Genomic DNA, 18,509 nt, shown 5'->3' with positions numbered 1-18,509 from the left:
CGCTTCAGCCCTTCGCCAGCGCGGTTCTGCGGTGCTTGAGGAACTGGATCTCCTTGTCGCCGACGTGCTGCCAGGGCGACTCGGTGGCCTTGTTGCCGAGGGTGCGGAAGAACGGCGCGGCCTCGCGGTGGTGGCCGCCCAGGCAGAGCGCCCCCGCGAACGTGTTGTGGTCGGCGATCCAGTCGAAGCCGGGCCGGTAGTCCGGGTGTTGCACGGACCGGGCGGCGGCGGCCAGGATCTCGTCCCTGACCTCCGCCGAGCGCAGGTAGTCGCTGGGGCTGATGTCGGAGTCGTCCAGCCAGCGCTCCAGGTGTACTTCGGCGACGAGCCGGCCCGCGTGGCTGCCCGGGGGCGCCGACTCCAGGCACGCCCGGGCGAACGCGTGGGCCTCCTCCCAGCTTCCGCCCCACTTGGGGCACAGCCGCTGGAGCAGCGAGGACTGTGCGGAGATGTGGTGCGGGTGGTGCTCGGCCAGCCGCTCGTAGCGCCGTCGCACCTCACTCGCCCCGAGCCCGAGCCCCCGCGCGGTGGTCAGCCGGGCCGCCCAGGCCATCGCGTACGTCGGATGCTCGGCGCACACGTCGATGAGCAGCTGCTCCGCGCGCCGCAGCCACTCGTGGAACTCCCGGAACTGGTCACGTGAGACGTGTTCGGCGGTGTGAGCACCGCGGATGTCCCAGCCGATGACGATGAAGCGCCTGGCGAGCAGGGTGCGGGCGAGCGCGGAGCGCGGCTGTGCGGCCACCGCGCGTTCCAGGAGGCGCTGGGAGGTGCTCAGGCGGTCGACGACGCCGGCGGCGACCGCGCGGTCGTCCTCGTGGTCGATGAAGTCGAAGTACGCCTCCACCGTCTCCCAGTCGTCGTTGCGCAGGGCCGCCCGCAGATCGGCCAGGGAGGGTAGGGCGACGCACGGGTCGAACTCCGCGCGTATCGGGGGAGCGGTGGGAGACATGGCCATCCTCGGAGCGGACGCGGCCGTTGCCGCACAGGCTCGAACGGATCGAGGGACGTGGGCACGCAGACGGGTGGCGGGCAGCAGCGGTGAGGGGGGAAGCCGCAGGTTAGCAGCGTCCGCCGGCAGGGGCACAGCCACTTATGGGCGCGGGTGTCCGGGGCGAGTGCGTGGGACACGATCAGGGCTGCCACGGCGGAGTCCTCGCGACTGGCGGCACCGCTCGCGGCCGGCCGGACACTTTTGGCGCAGTGGCAGGCGCTTTCGCGCCGCCCCGGCCGAGGGCACGGCCTTATGGTGCCGATATGTGCGGAATCGTGGGTTACGTCGGAACGCAGTCGGCGCAGGATGTCGTTGTCGCGGGGCTGAAGAGGCTGGAGTACCGGGGGTACGACTCCGCCGGGGTCGCCGTCCTCGCGGACGGGGGGCTGGCCTCCGCGAAGAAGGCCGGGAAGCTCCTCAACCTGGAGAAGGAGCTCAAGGACCGGCCGCTGGCGGCCGGGAACACCGGGATCGGGCACACCCGTTGGGCCACGCACGGCGGGCCCACCGACACCAACGCCCACCCGCATCTCGACAACGCGGGCCGGGTCGCCGTCGTGCACAACGGGATCATCGAGAACTTCGCCGCCCTGCGCGAGGAGCTGACCGGGCGGGGCCACGACCTGACCTCCGAGACCGACACCGAGGTGGTCGCCCATCTGCTCGCCGAGGCGTACTCGTCGGGCGGCGACCTGACGGAGGCCATGCGACAGGTGTGCCGGCAGCTGGAGGGCGCCTTCACCCTGGTCGCCGTGCACGCGGACGAGCCCGACGCGGTGGTGGGGGCACGGCGGAACTCGCCGCTGGTGGTGGGGGTGGGGGACGGCGAGATGTTCCTGGCCTCCGACGTGTCCGCCTTCATCGCGCACACCCGCTCGGCGATCGAGCTGGGCCAGGACCAGGTCGTCGAGCTGCGGCGGGAGGGGGCCACGGTCACCGGTTTCGACGGCCGGCCCGCAGACGTGAGCGAGTACCACGTGGACTGGGACGCGTCGGCCGCCGAGAAGGGCGGCTACGCCTCCTTCATGCTCAAGGAGATCGCCGACCAGCCCAAAGCGGTCGCCGACACGCTGCTCGGACGCGTCGACGGCTCGGGCACCCTCCACCTCGACGAGGTGCGCATTCCACAGACCGTGCTGCGCGAGGTCGACAAGGTCGTCGTCGTCGCCTGCGGGACGGCCTTCCACGCCGGGATGATCGCCAAGTACGCCATCGAGCACTGGACCAGGCTCCCTTGCGAGACGGAGCTCGCCAGCGAGTTCCGCTACCGCGACCCGATCCTGGACCAGCGCACCCTCGTCGTCGCCATCTCGCAGTCGGGCGAGACGATGGACACCCTGATGGCGGTCCGGCACGCACGTGAGCAGGGGGCGAAGGTCCTCGCCATCTGCAACACCAACGGCTCGACCATCCCCAGGGAGTCCGACGCCGTCCTCTACACGCACGCCGGGCCGGAGGTCGCCGTCGCCTCCACCAAGGCGTTCCTGACGCAGCTCGTCGCCTGCTACCTCGTCGCGCTGTATCTGGGACAGGTGCGCGGCACCAAGTGGGGTGACGAGATCCGCACCGTCGTGCGCCAGCTCTCCGAGATGTCGGGCGCCGTCGAACGCGTCCTCGGGACCATGGAGCCGGTGCGCGAACTGGCACGCTCCCTGGCCACCCACGACACCGTGCTCTTCGTGGGCCGGCACGTGGGCTACCCGGTGGCCATGGAAGGGGCGTTGAAGCTCAAGGAGCTCGCCTACATGCACGCCGAGGGGTTCGCCGCCGGGGAGCTCAAGCACGGGCCCATCGCGCTGATCGAGGAGGGCCTGCCGGTCGTCGTGATCGTGCCGTCGCCCCGCGGCCGTTCCGTGCTGCACGACAAGATCGTGTCGAACATCCAGGAGATCAGGGCCCGCGGAGCCCGTACCGTCGTCATCGCGGAGGAGGGCGACGAGGAGGTCGTCCCGTACGCCGACCACCTCATCAGGATCCCGGCCACGCCTACGCTGCTCCAGCCGCTGGTCGCCACGGTGCCGTTGCAGGTCTTCGCCTGCGAACTGGCTACCGCCCGGGGCAACGAGGTGGACCAGCCGCGCAACCTGGCGAAGTCCGTGACAGTCGAGTGAGTGAGTGAGTGAGCGCGTGATCATTGGGGTCGGGATCGATGTGGCGGAGATCGAGCGCTTCGGCGCCGCGCTGGAGCGTACGCCCCAGCTGGCCGATCGGCTCTTCCTGGAGAGGGAGTTGCTGTTGCCGGGCGGGGAGCGGCGGGGAATCGCGTCGCTGGCGGCCAGGTTCGCCGCGAAGGAGGCCCTGGCCAAGGCGCTCGGCGCGCCGGCCGGGCTGCTCTGGACCGACGCCGAGGTGTGCGTCGAGGCGAGCGGCCGGCCCCGGCTGGAGGTGCGCGGCACCGTCGCGGCACGGGCGGCCGAGCTCGGCGTACGGAGCTGGCACGTCTCGCTCAGCCATGACGCGGGGGTGGCGTCGGCCGTGGTGATCGCGGAGGGTTGACCGTATGCGACATGCCTACAGCGTCGAGACCGTACGGGCCGCCGAGAAGGCGCTCATGGAACGGCTGCCGGAGGGGGCGCTGATGCAGCGCGCCGCCGCCGGACTCGCGGTGGCCTGCGGTGACCTGCTCCGGCGCAACGGGCGGGTCTACGGGGCGCGGGTCCTGCTCCTCGTGGGCAGCGGCGACAACGGCGGGGACACCCTGTACGCGGGAGCCCGGCTGGCCCGTCGGGGAGCCGGCGTCCGGGCCCTGCTGACCTCGCCGGACAAGGTCCACCGGCAGGCGCTGGCCGCCCTGCTGGCGGCGGGCGGGCGGGTAATCGGCGGATCGCCGCCCGGCGCCTTCGGCCCCGTCGACCTCGTCGTCGACGGCATCACCGGGATCGGGGGCCGCGGCGGACTGCGGCCCGAGGCGGTGGAGCTCCTGCGGGCGGTCACCGCGGGCCACGCGCCCGTGCTCGCCGTGGACCTGCCGAGCGGCGTGGAGGCGGACACCGGCCAGGTGCTCGGCGAGGCCGTGCGGGCCGACGCGACGGTCACCTTCGGCACGTACAAGCCGGGACTGCTGATCGACCCGGCCGCCGGACACGCGGGCGCGCTCCGGCTCGTCGACATCGGCCTGACGGGGGAGCTGCCCGCCCGGCCGGACCTGGAGGCCCTCCAGTACGCCGACGTGGCCGCCCTGCTGCCCGTGCCCGGCGCCGAGAGCGACAAGTACCGGCGCGGGGTCGTCGGAGTGACCGCGGGCTCGGAGCGGTACCCCGGCGCTGCCGTCCTCGCGGTCGCCGGGGCGCTGCGCGGCGGTGCGGGAGCCGTGCGTTACGCGGGCCCCGGTGCCGAAGCGGTGATCGCCCGCTTCCCGGAGACGCTGGTGCACCCCGGCCCGCCGTCGAAGGCCGGGCGGGTGCAGGCCTGGGTCGTCGGCCCGGGACTCGGCGACTCCTCGGCGTCGGCGGAGGCCGTGGCCGACGTGCTGGCCGCGGACGTCCCGGTGCTGGTCGACGCGGACGGGCTGCGGCTGATGGACGCCGCGGTCGTGCGCGCGAGGACCGCCGCCACGGTCCTCACCCCGCACGCCGGCGAGGCCGCCGCGCTGCTCGGGGTGGGGCGCGAGGAGGTCGAGGCGGGACGGCTCGCCGCCGTACGGGAGCTCGCCGCCCGCTACCGGGCCACGGTGCTCCTGAAGGGCTCGACGACCCTTGTGGCGGACCCCGGGGACACACCCGTGCGGGTCAACCCGACCGGCACGTCCTGGCTGGCCACGGCGGGCAGCGGCGACGTGCTGTCCGGGCTGACCGGCTCGCTGCTCGCCGCGGGCCTCGCACCCCGCGACGCCGCCTCCGTGGGCGCCTACCTGCACGGACTCGCGGCACGCCGGGCAGCGGACGGGGCGCCGGTCGCCGCGCAGGACGTCGCGGACGCCGTGCCCGCGGCGTGGCGGGACGTCCTCGCCTGATCCACGCTGGGAAGCGGAGGCCGGAGCGACGGGAAGGGCCGGTGATCGGTCATGGGCAGCGGCAGCGGCATTCGCGTACGCAGGGTGTACGACCCGCCGGAGGACGACGACGGCACCCGTGTGCTGGTGGACCGGCTCTGGCCGCGCGGGATCTCCAAGGAGCACGCGGCGGTCGACATGTGGGCCAAGGACGTGACGCCGTCGAAGGAACTCCGCACCTGGTACCACGAGGACCGCTCGGGCGGCCGGTACGACGACTTCGTGGACCGCTACCGCACCGAGCTCGGCGACCCCGCCCACACCGAGGCCGTGGAGTCCCTGCTCGCGCTGCTGCGACGGGGCGGGCCCGTCACCCTGGTCACGTCCGTGAAGGACGTCCCGGCCAGCCACGTACCTGTCCTCGTCGACCATCTGGAACATGCCCTCGACCACCGGTGACCGCCTCACCGCGCACGGGAGGTCGAGGGCACAGGCGTACGGCTCTGAGACACTGGGCGCGATGAACGAGACAGCGACCCTGAGAGCCCGTGCCGAGATCGACCTCGCCGCGCTGCGCGCCAATGTGCGTGTCCTGCGTGCGCGGGCGTCCGGGGCGCAGCTCATGGCCGTGGTGAAGTCCGACGCGTACGGGCACGGTGCGGTGCCCTGCGCCCGGGCGGCGCAGGAGGCCGGCGCGGCCTGGCTGGGCACCGCCACCCCGCAGGAGGCCCTGGCGCTGCGTGCGGCCGGCATCCGGGGCCGGGTGATGTGCTGGCTGTGGACGCCCGGCGGCCCCTGGCGCGAGGCGGTCGAGGCCGACATCGATGTCTCGGTGAGCGGGATGTGGGCGCTCGACGAGGTCGTCGCCGCCGCCACGGACGCAGGCGTTCCGGCGAGGGTCCAGCTGAAGGCGGACACGGGTCTGGGGCGCAACGGCTGCCAGCCCGCCGACTGGCCCGCGCTCGTGTCGGCCGCCCGCGCCGCCGAGGAGGCGGGCGTCCTGCGCGTCACCGGTCTCTGGTCTCACTTCGCCTGCGCGGACGAGCCCGGCCACCCGTCGATCGCCGCCCAGCTGAACGTCTTCCGCGACATGGTGGCGTACGCGGAGAAGGAGGGCGTCCGGCCCGAGGTGCGGCACATCGCCAACTCCCCGGCGACGCTCACGGTGCCGGAGTCGCACTTCGACCTCGTGCGCACCGGGATCGCGATGTACGGCATCTCGCCCAGCCCCGAGCTGGGCACGTCCTCCGACTTCGGACTGCGGCCGGTCATGACCCTCGCCGCCTCCGTCGCCCTGGTCAAGCAGGTGCCCCCGGGGCACGGCATCAGCTACGGGCACCACTACACGACCCCGGCCGAGACGACCCTCGCCCTGGTGCCCGTCGGCTACGCGGACGGCATCCCGCGCCACGCCTCGGGCCGGGGCCCCGTCCTGGTCGGAGGCGCCGTCCGCCGGATCGCGGGCCGGGTCGCGATGGACCAGTTCGTGGTCGACCTCGGGGGAGACGTCCTGCAGGCGGGCGCGGAAGCGGTGCTGTTCGGGCCGGGAGACCGGGGCGAGCCGAGCGCGGAGGACTGGGCGCGGGCGGCGGACACCATCGCGTACGAGATCGTCACACGCATCGGTGTACGCGTCCCACGCGTCCATCTCCACGAGGACTCCGGCAGGGACTGAACCCTGCCGGAGCGGATCACGGTCCGACGACGACAACCACGACGAAGGAGCACTGCACGGTGAGCGAGACCAGCGCGGAGGACGTGGTGGCGACGGCGGCCGTCGCGGCGGCCGGCTGGCGCCGGGCGGGCATCGCCGGAGCGGCGATAGGCGTCATCGCCGCGGGCGCCGCCGCCGGCGTGGCCGTCGAGCGGCTCACCGTGGGCCGGGGCATGCGCAAGAAGGCCCGGATCGCGCTGGACGCCTCCGGCCCGTACGGCTCCCTGCGGGGGCTGCCCGGCCGGGCGGTCGCGGACGACGGCACCGAGCTGTACTACGAGATCGACGAGATCGAGCCGGACGGCGGTACGAGCCGTGCGGGCGGACGCCCCGGGGCGGGGACCCCCGCGGGCACCGGGTCGCGCCGTCGCAGGCTCTTCGGCAGCAAGGACCCCGCGCCGCTGACCGTCGTCTTCAGCCACGGCTACTGCCTCGGCCAGGACTCCTGGCACTTCCAGCGAGCCGCGCTGCGCGGACTGGTCCGCACGGTCCACTGGGACCAGCGCAGCCACGGCCGCTCCGAACGGGGCAGGGCGCAGGCCGAGGGTGTGCCGGTGGGCATCGACCAGCTGGGCCGCGACCTCAGGGCGGTCATCGACGCGGCGGCCCCCGAGGGCCCGCTGGTGCTGGTCGGGCACTCCATGGGCGGCATGACGATGATGGCGCTCGCCGACCGGTACCCGGAGCTGATCCGCGACCGGGTCGCCGCGGTCGCGTTCGTCGGGACGTCGAGCGGCAAGCTCGGTGAGGTGAACTTCGGTCTGCCGGTGGCGGGGGTGAACGCGGTGCGCCGGGTGCTGCCCGGGGTGCTCAAGGCGCTCGGCTCGCAGACGGAACTGGTGGAGCGCGGCCGCCGGGCGACCGCGGACCTGTTCGCGGGGCTGATCAAGCGGTACTCGTTCGGATCGCGGGACGTGGACCCGGCGGTCGCCCGGTTCGCGGAACGGCTGATCGAGTCCACACCGATCGATGTCGTCGCCGAGTTCTACCCGGCCTTCACCGAGCACGACAAGAGTGGTGCCCTGCCCGCCTTCCGTGACATCCCGGTGCTGATCCTGGCCGGTGACAAGGACCTCGTGACGCCGAGCTCGCACAGCGAGGCCATCGCGGACGAGCTTCCGGACGCGGAGCTGGTCATCGTGCCGGACGCGGGCCACCTGGTGATGCTGGAGCACCCGGAGACGGTGACCGACCGGCTCGCGGACCTGCTGGTGCGGATCGGAGCCGTTCCGGCCGGGACGCGCTGATCCTCTACCGTTGGTCGGCATGGAAGCAGCGCACAACGGCCCGGTGGCCGGCACCGTCGCACCGGGCACCGTCACCCTGGACGTCGCAGTCGAGTCCCCCGAAGAGATGAAGGAGCTGGGCCGCCGGATCGCCGGAGTTCTGGCGCCCGGAGACCTCGTGATGCTCACCGGCGAGCTCGGTGCGGGCAAGACCACTCTCACCCGGGGCCTCGGCGAGGGCCTCGGCGTGCGCGGTGCCGTCACCTCGCCGACCTTCGTCATCGCCCGGGTCCATCCGCCGCTGGGCGGGGGCCCCGCCCTGGTCCACGTCGACGCGTACCGCCTGGGCGGAGGGCTCGACGAGATGGAGGACCTGGACCTCGACGTCTCGCTCCCGGAGTCGGTGATCGTCGTGGAGTGGGGCGACGGCAAGGTCGAGGAGCTGTCCCAGGACAGGCTGCGCGTGGTGATCGACCGGGCGGTCGGTGACACCGACGACGAGCGTCGCACGGTGACCCTGATGGGGATCGGCTCCCGCTGGGCCGGACTCGGCGCCGAGCTGTCGGCCCTCGGGTAGCCGGCCCCGTGCGGTGATGTCCGTGCCCCGGCTTCCCGACGCGTCCCGTCGCTTTCCGACAGGACGTCGGTAAAATGTTGCGTCGGGGAGCCCCGTCGTGGTCACATGGGGTACAGGTACTGGTTAGGTCTACCTAACCACGCCTCTCGCCGAAGCCCGAGGAGGCATCCATGCCGGCACCCGAGCGTGAAGTGCAGCCGCAGTCGTCGCAGGCGGAGCCACCGTCGGTGTCCGCGGTGTCGATGAAGGACCTGCTGGCCTCCTGTGCGGCCGCGACAGCGGTGTCGACGCCGCCCCGCGAGACCGAGCACGCGGACGCGGACGAGGACGTGGACGACACCGACGACGCGGGCCCCGCTGCGGCGTGACCCCGCCCGGGCCGGTCCCGCCCGGTCGTCGGGCGGGACGTGCCTCAGGGGACGACGACGACCTTCACACCGACCGTGGCGAAGGTCCACAGCACGTCGCCGTCGGCCCTCTTCATCCGCACGCCGCCGGTCTTCATCGTGGGGTCGGGGCTCTGCATCGAGCCGTCCTGGGCGGCGCTGAAGCCCACGGACACGTCGTCGACGTTCGCGAAACGCACCACGTGTTCGATCAGCACACCGTCGGAACCCTTGATGGTGCCCGAGCGTGAGGTCACCGTGTAGACGCCCGGCAGAGGGCTCACCGAACTCGGCATGACGGTGAACGTCCGGAGGGTCTTCTCCTTGTCGTCCACGATCCAGACCCGGCGGTCCTTCAGCGCGTACACGACGCGGGCACCGGTGTCGGAGTCCGCGGGGACCGCGAGCGGCTCCTTCGTCGCCTCCGGCGTCGCGGACGGCTTCACCGGCGCGCTGGAGGGCCCGGCCGAGGGAACGGCGACGGAGTCGGGCGCGTTCGCCGACGCCTGGTAGGCGAGGAAACAGACCGCGGCCACCGCCGCGGCGGTGAGCCCGGCCACGATTCCCGAGCTGCCCCGTGCCACCGTGAGGTCCCCTTTCACATGCATTCCGTCGCATGTCGTACAAGCATTTACGTCGTACACGCGTATACCCGGCGACGGTACCAGCAGCGGAAGGGGAGACCGGGACGCTGCACGGGCCGCCGTGGCCGAGTCGGCGGAGCCGTAGGCTGTTTGTGTGCTGCTGCTCGCCATGGATACCGCCACCCCCGCCGTCACCGTCGCCCTCCACGACGGGACCTCCGTCGTCGCCGAGACCGGCCAGGTCGACGCCCGGAGGCACGGGGAGCTTCTCCTCCCCGCCGTCCACCGGGTCCTCGCCGAGGCCGGGGTGAAGCTCGACGCCGTGACCGATGTCGCCGTCGGGGTCGGCCCCGGCCCGTACACAGGGCTGCGTGTCGGTCTGGTCACCGCCGCCACCTTCGGCTCCGCCCTCTCCGTGCCGGTGCACGGGGTGTGCACCCTCGACGCCCTCGCGTACGCCGCCGGCCTGGACGGCCTCGAAGGCCCCTTCGCTGTCGCGACCGACGCGCGCCGCAAGGAGGTCTACTGGGCGCGCTACGCGGACTTCCGCACCCGGGACGGCGAGCCCTCCGTCGACCGGCCCGCCGACGTCGCGGACCGGCTCGCCGGACTGTCCGTCGCCGGCGCGGGCGCGCTGCTCTACCCCGAGGCCTTCCCGGACGCCCGCGGTCCGGAGCACGTCTCCGCCGCGGCGCTCGCCGCCCTGGCCGCCGAACGGCTGGCCGCCGGCGCCGCACTGCTGCCGCCCCAGCCGCTCTACCTCCGCAGGCCCGACGCCCAGGTCCCGAAGAACTACAAGGTGGTCACCCCCAAGTGACCACCGCGACCGCTGTGCTCCGCGAGATGCGCTGGTGGGACATCCAGCCCGTGCTGGAGCTGGAACACGAGCTGTTCCCCGACGACGCCTGGTCGGCGGGCATGTTCTGGTCCGAACTGGCCCGCACCCGCGGACCGGGTTCCACCCACCGCTACGTCGTCGCCGAGGACCCCGCCGACGGCCGGATCGTCGGCTACGCGGGCCTGGCGACGGCCGGCGACCTCGCCGACGTCCAGACGATCGCGGTGGGCCGGCACCGGTGGGGCGGCGGCCTCGGCTCCGAACTGCTGACCGACCTGCTCCGGCACGCCACCGCCCTCGAATGCGCCGCGGTGCTCCTCGAGGTCCGCGTCGACAACACCCGCGCCCAGAAGCTCTACGAACGCTTCGGCTTCGAGCCCATCGGCTTCCGGCGGGGCTACTACCAGCCGGGCAACATCGACGCACTCGTCATGCGCCTGACCGTACAAGGAACAGAGACAGACTGATGGCTGACGAACCGCTCGTACTGGGCATCGAGACCTCCTGCGACGAGACCGGTGTCGGCATCGTGCGAGGGACCACGCTCCTCGCCGACGCCGTCGCCTCCAGCGTCGACACGCACGCCCGTTTCGGCGGTGTCGTGCCCGAGATCGCCTCCCGCGCCCACCTGGAGTCGATGGTCCCCACCATCGAGCGCGCCCTGAAGGACGCCGGGATCAGCGCCCGTGACCTCGACGGCATCGCGGTCACGGCCGGCCCAGGGCTCGCCGGTGCCCTGCTCGTCGGCGTCTCGGCGGCCAAGGCGTACGCGTACGCCCTGGACAAGCCGCTGTACGGCGTGAACCACCTCGCCTCGCACATCTGCGTCGACCAGCTGGAGCACGGCCCGCTGCCCGAGCCGACGATGGCGCTGCTGGTCAGCGGCGGGCACTCCTCGCTGCTGCTGGCCCCGGACATCACCAACGACGTGCGGCCGCTCGGCGCGACCATCGACGACGCGGCGGGCGAGGCCTTCGACAAGATCGCCCGGGTGCTGGACCTCGGATTCCCCGGCGGTCCGGTCATCGACCGGCTGGCCAGGGAGGGCGACCCGAAGGCGATCGCCTTCCCGCGCGGCCTGAGCGGGTCCCGCGACCCCGCGTACGACTTCTCCTTCTCCGGGCTCAAGACGTCCGTGGCGCGCTGGATCGAGGCCAAGCGCGCGGCGGGCGAGGACGTTCCCGTACGGGACGTGGCGGCGTCCTTCCAGGAGGCCGTCGTGGACGTCCTCACCCGCAAGGCCGTCCGGGCGTGCAAGGACGAGGGTGTCGACCACCTGATGATCGGCGGCGGCGTCGCGGCCAACTCGCGGCTCCGCGCGCTCGCCGAGGAACGGTGCGGGAAGGCCGGGATCAGGCTGCGGGTCCCCCGGCCGGGACTCTGCACGGACAACGGCGCGATGGTCGCCGCCCTCGGCGCGGAGATGGTGGCGCGCAACCGCCCGGTGTCCGATCTCGGCCTCTCGGCGGACTCCTCCCTGCCGGTCACGGAGACCCATGTGCCGGGCGCGCACAGCCACGACCACGGCCATGACCACGTCCACGAGATCAGCAAGGACAACCTCTACTCATGACCGTCGCCCTGATGTGGGAGGCCCGCGCCCCGGAGGGCCGGGGTGCGGAACTGCTGGAGTGGGCCGGGGCGAGGGCGGCCGAGCTGTCCCCGAAGCCGCTGCGCAGTGAGCTGCTGCGCGCCCCCGAGGACCGGGTGCTCGTGCTGACCTGGTGGGACGCGGGATACGACGACCAACTGCCGGAGCTGCCGGAGCCGGACGCGGGGCTGATCACCCGCGCCGTCCACCGGTGGCGCTTCGAGTCCCTCGGCCCGGCGGGCGGCTGATCCGGGGGCGGGGAGCGCCGGACCGGACGACCCCCGGAGAGGAATCCCGAAGAATCTTCCCGGACGTGTCGATCCGGGCCCCTCCCGTTCGACGCATGGGTGAGAGGTGGGGAACAGCCCCGCTTCCGAAGTCTGAGGAGACACCGTGCCGCGCTATCTGACGATGGTCCGGATCGACGAGAAGAACGCCCCGGCCGAGGGCCCCAGCGAGGCGCTGATGGAGCGTATGGGGGCGCTCATCGAGGAGATGACCAAGGCGGGTGTCCTGCTGGACACCGCGGGCCTCACCCCGACCTCCGAAGGCACCAGGGTCACCTGGTCGAACGGCGAGTTCACCGTCACCGACGGACCGTTCACCGAGACCAAGGAGGTCATCGGCGGCTACGCCCTCATCCAGGCCAAGGACAAGGCCGAGGTCCTGGAGTGGACCAAGCGCTTCCTCGCCGTCCACGAGCCGTACTGGACGATCACCTCCGAGATCCGCGAGATCGCCGAGGGCTGACGGGTACGGCGGGCAGCGACCGGGGCGGGTGGCGGATTCTTGCCGCGCCCGCCCCCGGCTGCTCTGATGTGTGCCCGTGACAGCAACGAGCAGCGCCGTCGAGGCCGTGTACCGCATCGAGTCGGCCAGGATCATCGCCGGCACGGCGCGCATCGTGCGGGACGTCGGGATCGCCGAGGAGATCGCGCAGGACGCACTCGTCGCCGCGCTGGAGCAGTGGCCCGAGGACGGCGTCCCGGACCGCCCCGGGGCCTGGCTGATGGCCACCGCCAAGCACCGGGCGATCGATCTCGTGCGCCGCAGGGAGACCTACGCCCGCAAGCTGGCCGAGGCCGGCAGGGCGCTGGAGGACGTGCCGTCGCCCGAACCGGCCGACCCGGACGGCATCGACGACGACCTGCTCCGGCTGATCTTCACGTCGTGCCATCCGGTGCTCTCCACCGAGGCGCGCGTCGCACTCACCCTCCGCCTGCTCGGCGGCCTGAGCACGGACGAGATCGCCCGCGCGTTCCTGGTCCGGGAGTCCGCCGTCGCCCAGCGCATCGTCCGCGCCAAGCGGACCCTCGGGCGTGCGGGCGTGCCCTTCGAGGTGCCGTCGGGCCCGGAACGCTCCGCCCGGCTCGGCCCGGTGCTCGACGTGATCTACCTGATCTTCAACGAGGGGTACGCGGCCACCGCCGGCGACGACCTGCTGCGCCCCGCGCTCTGCGAGGACGCGCTGCGGCTCGCACGACTGCTGGCGGGCCTGATGGACCGGGAACCGGAGGTCCACGGGCTGGCCGCCCTCCTGGAACTCCAGGCGTCCCGGACCCGCGCCAGGACGGGCGCCGACGGCACGCCGCTCCTGCTGGCCGAACAGAACCGGGGCCGCTGGGACCAGCTGCTGATCCGGCGGGGCTTCGCCGCCCTGGAACGGGCGCACGCGCTGGGCGGCGCCCCGGGGCCGTACACGCTCCAGGCCGCGATCGCCGCCTGCCATGCCCGCGCCGTGCGGTATTCCGACACCGACTGGCCGGTGATCGCCGCCCTCTACGGCCGGCTCGTGGGGGTCGCCCCGTCGCCGGTGGTGGAGCTGAACCGGGCGGTGGCCGTCTCGATGGCCGAGGGGCCGGAGGCCGGCCTCGCCCTGACCGACGCACTCGTGGGCGACCCGGCCCTCTCGGGTTACCACCTGCTGCCGAGCGTGCGCGGCGACCTGCTGGAACGGCTGGGACGCGGCGAGGAGGCGCACACCGCGTTCGTCCGCGCGGCCGAGCTGACCCGCAACGCGCGGGAGAGGGAACTGCTGCTCGCACGTGCCGAGCGCGTGTCCCGATGAGTTCCGGGCCCCGCCGCGGTCTACCTTGCACAGCGTTCCGCGGAGCAGCGCGGCGAGTGGAGGAGAAGGACCATGCAGAAGATCAGGCCCTGTCTGTGGTTCGACGGCCAGGCCCAGGAGGCGGCGGAGTTCTACGTATCGGTCTTCGGCGGCGACTCCCGCGTCGTCGAGGTCACCCGCACCACGGAAGCGGCGCCGGGGCAGACCGGCACGGTCCTGACGGTGGACTTCGTGCTCGCGAGCCAGGAGTACCTCGGACTCAACGGCGGCCCCCAGTTCCACTTCAGCGAGGCCGTCTCGCTGAGCGTGGACTGCGTGGACCAGGAGGAGGTCGACAGGCTGTGGGCGAAGCTCACCGAGGGCGGTGAGGAGAGCATGTGCGGCTGGCTGAAGGACAGGTACGGCCTGTCCTGGCAGATCGTCCCGCGTGCGCTGCCCGAACTGCTCTCCGGTCCTGACCGGGCCAGGGCGGACCGGGCGATGAAGGTGATGATGGGGATGCGGAAGCTGGACGTACAGGCCCTTCTGGACGCCTGAGGCGCGGGTCCGCACGCCGTGCGGGGGCGGGACGACGGGCGCACCCTGGAGACAGGAGACCCCGGGAGGTGACCGTCATGATGGAGACGACCGTCGGATGGCATGTCGAGCTGGAATTCGAGGAGGACACCCATCGCACCCGTGCGGCCGCGATGGTACGGCTGAGCGACGGGACCGAGGTGCGGGCCCACGGTTACGCCAGCCGGCACCCCTCCGACTCGCAACAGCCACGGGTGGGCGAGGAGATCGCCGGGGCCCGTGCGCTCAACGAACTCGCCATGAAACTGCTCACCAAGGCACACGACGAGATCGACGAGGCGTCGGGCCGGGCGTCGTACCCGCTGACCTGACCGGCCACGGCGTTCCACCGGCGCGGGGCGACGCGCGGACTCGGTAATGTCTGGGCCATGCCCAGTCGTTCGCCACTCCCGCCCTCGCCCCCACCCGTGGAGATACGCGCATGGCCCGGCCGGGAGGACCTGTTGAGGGACCGGGCGGTCGTCCTCGGTGAGCTGGTGAAGATGTTCATCGGGCCCGCGCGGCTCGGGATCCTCTGGATGTGGGCGGGTGTCGCCGCACTGGGCTGGTCGGTCGTGGGGACGGCCCTCCTCATGTTCGAGGACTCCTACGACGCCCTCAGCGCGGTCCCGGCCGTCGTCTGCCTCGCGGGCGGTGCGGCCGTGCTGGTCCCCGCCGTCGCCCTCCTCGCCGTCGGTGTGGCCAGGGACCTGCGGGTCCACCGGCTCCTCGTGGAATGGGGCGGGCTGGACCGCGATCCGGCGGGGGACGCGCCCCTGCGCATGCCGCGGGCGAGTCTCCTCTGGCTGCTGATGTCGTTCGCGCTCTGCGCAGTCGGCCTGTTCACCTGTGTCGTCGTCCCGGCGACCGCCAGGGCCGGCGAGGAGACGTACGGCTTGGTGACCCTGTTGATGGGGCTCGGATTCCTCGCGTGGCTGACCGGACTGACCGGCCTCGTCAAGGCGTTCGCGCATCGCCGCTGGGTGCTCCGGGTGATCCTCGGAGTGCCCGCGGACCCGCTGGTCACGGTGGAAGGCTGAATCAGGGCCGCTTCACCGGCTGCCCGATCAGCATCGTGGGGGCCCCGGCCACCCGGGTCAGGAAGACCGTGGCCTCGTGCGGCCCCTGGAGCTTCATCTTCCGCCGCAACTCCTCCGGTTCGACCGCCGAGCCGCGCTTCTTGACGGTCAGGACACCCACCTGACGCTCCCTCAGCAGCGCCTTCAGCTTCTTCATGTTGAAGGGCAGCTGATCGGTGATCTCGTACGCGGCGGTGGCGTCGGACTCGTACGGCACGTCGCTCGTGACGTACGCGATCGTCTCGTCGATCAGCCGCCCCCCGCACGCCTCCACGATCCGGGCCACCAGATGGGCGCGGATCACGGCGCCGTCGGGCTCGTACAGATACCGGCCGACGGGCCCGACCGGCGGGGCGGGCAGCGGGCCGTCCGAGGTGAGGGTCGTGCGGGACGGGAGCAGCGTGGCCCGGAAGGCCCCGGGGGTGAAGCCCTCGCCGAACCAGAGCACGGCCTCCTTCACGTCGCCGCCGTCCGAGATCCACTCGGCCTCGGCCTGAGGTCCGATCGCCTCGTGGGGGACACCGGGGGCGATCTTCAGTGCGGCGCGGGGGGCCTTCAGCGCGGCCCCGGTCGCCCAGGAGAGCGGTGGCGAGTAGGCCTCGGGGTCGAAGATCCTGCCGCGCCCGCCGCGCCGCGCCGGGTCGACGAAGACGGCGTCGTAGGGGGTGGTGTCGATCTCGGTGACGTCGGCACACCGCACCTCGACGAGGTCCTGGAGGCCGAGCGCCTCGGCGTTGGCACGGGCCACCTGTGCGGTGAGCGGATCCCGGTCGACGGCCAGGACCGGGATGCCCGCCCGGGCCAGGGCGATCGCGTCGCCGCCGATCCCGCAGCACAGGTCGGCCACGCTCCGCACGCCGAGCTCCGCGAACCGCCCGGCGCGGTAGCCGGCGACCGAGGTGCGGGTCGCCTGTTCCACGCCGTTCGGGGTGAAGAACATGCGGTACGCGTCCTCGGCCCCGAACTTCGCCTCCGCGCGCTGCCGCAGCCGGGCCTGACCGAGCGCGGCCGACACCAGGGCGGCGGGGTGGGCACGGCGCAGCCGGGTCGCCGTCGCCAGTTCCCGGGCCGGGTCGTGGTCGCGCAGCTCGTCCAGGAGCGCGGCCCCCTCGGGGGTGCGCAGGGCGGCGAAAGAGGCGAGCGGATCGGCGGGGTCGGTCCGGGCGTCGGGGGGAATGGCGTTCACGGCTCCATTGTGAGCCAGCCGGGGGACGCGCCCGGTCCGCCGGAGGTGTCGAGGCGGGAGGCCGGTGCCCCGGTGGCAGGATGCGGCGCCATGCAGCTAGTAAGACAAAAAGAAAAATTCGGCGTCAAGCGTCACAGAACGGTCTGCGCGGTCCTGGCCGCCCTGATGATCGGCGCGACCGCATCCGGGTGCGCCGACGGTGGGGACGAGGGGGCCGGCCGCCCCTCGGAGCCCGTCGCCGGTCAGCCGGGAGTCGCGGCCGCCCGGCAGGGCGCCGTCGCGGCCGAGGCGAAGGCCCGGCGTCTGAAGCGGGAGCAGGCCGCCCGCGTCGCCGCCGCGAGGAAATGGGGGCTGGCGAAGATGCCGCTCGCAGCCCCCGCGCCACCCGCCGTGAAGCCGCGCATCACGACCCGGGAGGGATTCGAGGTGGAGGGCGGGAAGACGTTGCCGCCGGTCTTCACCACCGTGCCCACCAAGGAGCGGATCGTCTTCCTGACGATGGACGACGGGGCGGAGAAGGACCCCGAACTGCTGCGGATGATGACCGAGCTGAAGATCCCGTACAGCGCCTTCATCAGCGACTACGTGGTCAGTGACGACTACGGCTACTTCAAGGACATGCAGGCCCGGGGGGTCACCCTCAACAACCACACGCTCAACCACCGTTACCTCCCGGGGCTTTCGAAGGAGGACCAGCGGCGGGAGATCTGCGGCGAGCAGGACAAGCTCGAGAAGTACTTCGGGAAGAGGGCCACCCTCTTCCGGCCGCCGTACGGCAACTACAACGGCGACACCCTGCGCATCGCGAAGTCCTGCGGCATCAAGGCCGTGCCCCTGTGGGCGGCCGAGGCGTTCCCCGACCACATGGAGTGGCGCGAGTGGGACCAGGACCTGCACCCCGGCGACATCATCCTGACCCACTTCCGCGGCGAGGAGGACTGGAAGGGAACCATGCCCGACATGATCCGCCGCGTCATGAAGACGGTCACGGACAAGGGGTACGCCGTGGCCAGGCTGGAGGACTACGTCTGACGGGCGAGGCCGGCGCGGGAGCGGACCTCATGACGGGGCGTCCGCCCGCCCGTGCGGCTTCCCCGCCCGTGCGGCTTCCCTGCCCGTGCGGCTCCCCCCCGGTGCGGTCCGTGTGTCCGCCCCGACCGCACCGGAACGCCGCGCCCCTCTCCCGCGTTGATCCGGGCGTGCGCCGGTCCCTCCGACGCCACGCGAGGGTGGTCAATTGGCACTCCGCTTGACCGAGTGCTAATCGCGGTCATAGTCTCTGTGCTGGCACTCACCGATGGAGAGTGCCAGCACAACCGCGCGACAGGGCAGGTCCGGCACCCGCGACGACGGATCGGTCTGGTCGCCACCCCACAGACTGTTAAACCCCGTGAGATCTCCGAAGGGGGAGACCGGATCGTGTCGACCACCAGCTCCAAGGTTGCGATCAAGCCGCTCGAGGACCGCATTGTGGTCCAGCCGCTCGACGCCGAGCAGACCACGGCTTCCGGCCTGGTCATTCCGGACACCGCCAAGGAGAAGCCCCAGGAGGGCGTCGTCCTGGCCGTGGGCCCGGGCCGCTTCGAGAACGGCGAGCGCCTTCCGCTCGACGTCAAGACCGGCGATGTCGTTCTGTACAGCAAGTACGGCGGCACCGAGGTGAAGTACAACGGCGAGGAGTACCTCGTCCTCTCGGCGCGCGACGTTCTCGCGATCGTCGAGAAGTAGTTCACCCACGTTTGCTTCTGTTCTGCGCCCCTGGCCCCCTGCGAAAAACTAG

General features: G+C 72.5%; 22 protein-coding genes. 19 read left to right on the top strand and 3 right to left on the bottom strand.

Features of this window, described 5'->3' with window-relative positions; genetic code table 11:
• Positions 1-4 precede the first annotated feature (4 nt).
• Positions 5-958 (bottom strand): hypothetical protein, encoded by a 954-nt coding sequence (locus LWJ43_RS12795; RefSeq protein ID WP_277332412.1) that lies wholly within the window; start codon positions 956-958, stop codon positions 5-7.
• A gap of 299 nt (positions 959-1,257) precedes the next feature.
• Between LWJ43_RS12795 and glmS the strand changes: the two genes are divergently transcribed.
• From glmS to LWJ43_RS12755, 8 genes are all read left to right on the top strand, one after another.
• Positions 1,258-3,105, top strand: a complete 1,848-nt coding sequence (gene glmS / locus LWJ43_RS12790; protein ID WP_277332411.1) for a glutamine--fructose-6-phosphate transaminase (isomerizing) — start codon at positions 1,258-1,260, stop codon at positions 3,103-3,105.
• A 16-nt stretch (positions 3,106-3,121) separates the two neighbouring features.
• Positions 3,122-3,490 carry a holo-ACP synthase gene (locus LWJ43_RS12785; protein WP_277332410.1) on the top strand — a complete coding sequence of 123 codons (369 nt, stop codon included), beginning with the start codon at positions 3,122-3,124 and terminating at the stop codon, positions 3,488-3,490.
• 4 nt (positions 3,491-3,494) lie between these two features.
• Positions 3,495-4,946 carry an NAD(P)H-hydrate dehydratase gene (locus LWJ43_RS12780; RefSeq protein WP_277332409.1) on the top strand — a complete coding sequence of 484 codons (1,452 nt, stop codon included), beginning with the start codon at positions 3,495-3,497 and terminating at the stop codon, positions 4,944-4,946.
• 51 nt (positions 4,947-4,997) lie between these two features.
• The gene (locus tag LWJ43_RS12775; protein ID WP_277332408.1) at positions 4,998-5,384 is read left to right on the top strand and encodes a DUF488 domain-containing protein; all 387 of its coding nucleotides are present in this window, start codon (positions 4,998-5,000) and stop codon (positions 5,382-5,384) included.
• 61 nt (positions 5,385-5,445) lie between these two features.
• Positions 5,446-6,600 carry an alanine racemase gene (gene alr / locus LWJ43_RS12770; protein ID WP_277332407.1) on the top strand — a complete coding sequence of 385 codons (1,155 nt, stop codon included), beginning with the start codon at positions 5,446-5,448 and terminating at the stop codon, positions 6,598-6,600.
• A gap of 59 nt (positions 6,601-6,659) precedes the next feature.
• Positions 6,660-7,886 (top strand): alpha/beta fold hydrolase, encoded by a 1,227-nt coding sequence (locus tag LWJ43_RS12765; protein WP_277332406.1) that lies wholly within the window; start codon positions 6,660-6,662, stop codon positions 7,884-7,886.
• A 19-nt stretch (positions 7,887-7,905) separates the two neighbouring features.
• Complete coding sequence (gene tsaE, locus LWJ43_RS12760; protein WP_277332405.1) at positions 7,906-8,442, top strand: tRNA (adenosine(37)-N6)-threonylcarbamoyltransferase complex ATPase subunit type 1 TsaE; 537 nt, start codon at positions 7,906-7,908, stop codon at positions 8,440-8,442.
• 170 nt (positions 8,443-8,612) lie between these two features.
• Positions 8,613-8,810 carry a hypothetical protein gene (locus LWJ43_RS12755; protein ID WP_277332404.1) on the top strand — a complete coding sequence of 66 codons (198 nt, stop codon included), beginning with the start codon at positions 8,613-8,615 and terminating at the stop codon, positions 8,808-8,810.
• A 44-nt stretch (positions 8,811-8,854) separates the two neighbouring features.
• Here LWJ43_RS12755 and LWJ43_RS12750 read toward each other — a convergent pair whose 3' ends face one another.
• Positions 8,855-9,436, bottom strand: a complete 582-nt coding sequence (locus LWJ43_RS12750) for a hypothetical protein (RefSeq protein ID WP_277332403.1) — start codon at positions 9,434-9,436, stop codon at positions 8,855-8,857.
• A 145-nt stretch (positions 9,437-9,581) separates the two neighbouring features.
• Between LWJ43_RS12750 and tsaB the strand changes: the two genes are divergently transcribed.
• The 9 genes from tsaB (at position 9,582) to LWJ43_RS12705 (ending at position 15,504) form a co-directional block, all read left to right on the top strand.
• Positions 9,582-10,229, top strand: coding sequence for a tRNA (adenosine(37)-N6)-threonylcarbamoyltransferase complex dimerization subunit type 1 TsaB (gene tsaB, locus LWJ43_RS12745; protein WP_277335877.1), 648 nt, complete (start codon positions 9,582-9,584; stop codon positions 10,227-10,229).
• Positions 10,226-10,717, top strand: coding sequence for a ribosomal protein S18-alanine N-acetyltransferase (rimI, locus tag LWJ43_RS12740; protein WP_277332402.1), 492 nt, complete (start codon positions 10,226-10,228; stop codon positions 10,715-10,717). The genes tsaB and rimI overlap by 4 nt, the downstream gene beginning before the upstream one ends.
• Complete coding sequence (gene tsaD, locus LWJ43_RS12735) at positions 10,717-11,823, top strand: tRNA (adenosine(37)-N6)-threonylcarbamoyltransferase complex transferase subunit TsaD (RefSeq protein WP_277332400.1); 1,107 nt, start codon at positions 10,717-10,719, stop codon at positions 11,821-11,823. Before rimI ends, tsaD begins: the two co-directional genes overlap by 1 nt.
• The gene (locus tag LWJ43_RS12730; protein ID WP_277332399.1) at positions 11,820-12,089 is read left to right on the top strand and encodes a hypothetical protein; all 270 of its coding nucleotides are present in this window, start codon (positions 11,820-11,822) and stop codon (positions 12,087-12,089) included. Before tsaD ends, LWJ43_RS12730 begins: the two co-directional genes overlap by 4 nt.
• 145 nt (positions 12,090-12,234) lie before the next feature.
• On the top strand, positions 12,235-12,591 hold the full coding sequence (locus LWJ43_RS12725) for a YciI family protein (RefSeq protein ID WP_277332398.1): 357 nt from the start codon (positions 12,235-12,237) through the stop codon (positions 12,589-12,591).
• A gap of 76 nt (positions 12,592-12,667) precedes the next feature.
• The gene (locus LWJ43_RS12720) at positions 12,668-13,909 is read left to right on the top strand and encodes an RNA polymerase sigma factor (RefSeq protein WP_462100881.1); all 1,242 of its coding nucleotides are present in this window, start codon (positions 12,668-12,670) and stop codon (positions 13,907-13,909) included.
• 72 nt (positions 13,910-13,981) lie between these two features.
• A complete protein-coding gene (locus tag LWJ43_RS12715; RefSeq protein WP_277332395.1) occupies positions 13,982-14,446 on the top strand; it encodes a VOC family protein in 465 nt (154 codons plus the stop codon).
• Between the two features lie 77 nt (positions 14,447-14,523).
• Positions 14,524-14,796 (top strand): DUF1876 domain-containing protein, encoded by a 273-nt coding sequence (locus tag LWJ43_RS12710; protein WP_277332394.1) that lies wholly within the window; start codon positions 14,524-14,526, stop codon positions 14,794-14,796.
• A gap of 57 nt (positions 14,797-14,853) precedes the next feature.
• Positions 14,854-15,504 carry a hypothetical protein gene (locus tag LWJ43_RS12705; protein ID WP_277332393.1) on the top strand — a complete coding sequence of 217 codons (651 nt, stop codon included), beginning with the start codon at positions 14,854-14,856 and terminating at the stop codon, positions 15,502-15,504.
• 1 nt (position 15,505) lies between these two features.
• Here the strand turns inward: LWJ43_RS12705 and LWJ43_RS12700 are convergent, their stop codons facing one another.
• The gene (locus LWJ43_RS12700; RefSeq protein ID WP_346771984.1) at positions 15,506-16,729 is read right to left on the bottom strand and encodes a THUMP-like domain-containing protein; all 1,224 of its coding nucleotides are present in this window, start codon (positions 16,727-16,729) and stop codon (positions 15,506-15,508) included.
• Between the two features lie 90 nt (positions 16,730-16,819).
• On the opposite strand from LWJ43_RS12700, the gene LWJ43_RS12695 reads away from it, so the two are divergent.
• Complete coding sequence (locus LWJ43_RS12695; protein WP_277332392.1) at positions 16,820-17,761, top strand: polysaccharide deacetylase family protein; 942 nt, start codon at positions 16,820-16,822, stop codon at positions 17,759-17,761.
• Between the two features lie 387 nt (positions 17,762-18,148).
• A complete protein-coding gene (gene groES, locus LWJ43_RS12690; protein ID WP_003966899.1) occupies positions 18,149-18,457 on the top strand; it encodes a co-chaperone GroES in 309 nt (102 codons plus the stop codon).
• Positions 18,458-18,509 lie beyond the last annotated feature (52 nt).

The sequence above is a fragment of the Streptomyces sp. JH34 genome (genome assembly GCF_029428875.1).
In the GTDB taxonomy this organism is placed as follows: domain Bacteria; phylum Actinomycetota; class Actinomycetes; order Streptomycetales; family Streptomycetaceae; genus Streptomyces.
Note: the sequence above shows the minus strand (reverse complement) of the source record. Positions and strands in the feature narration are given on the sequence as shown.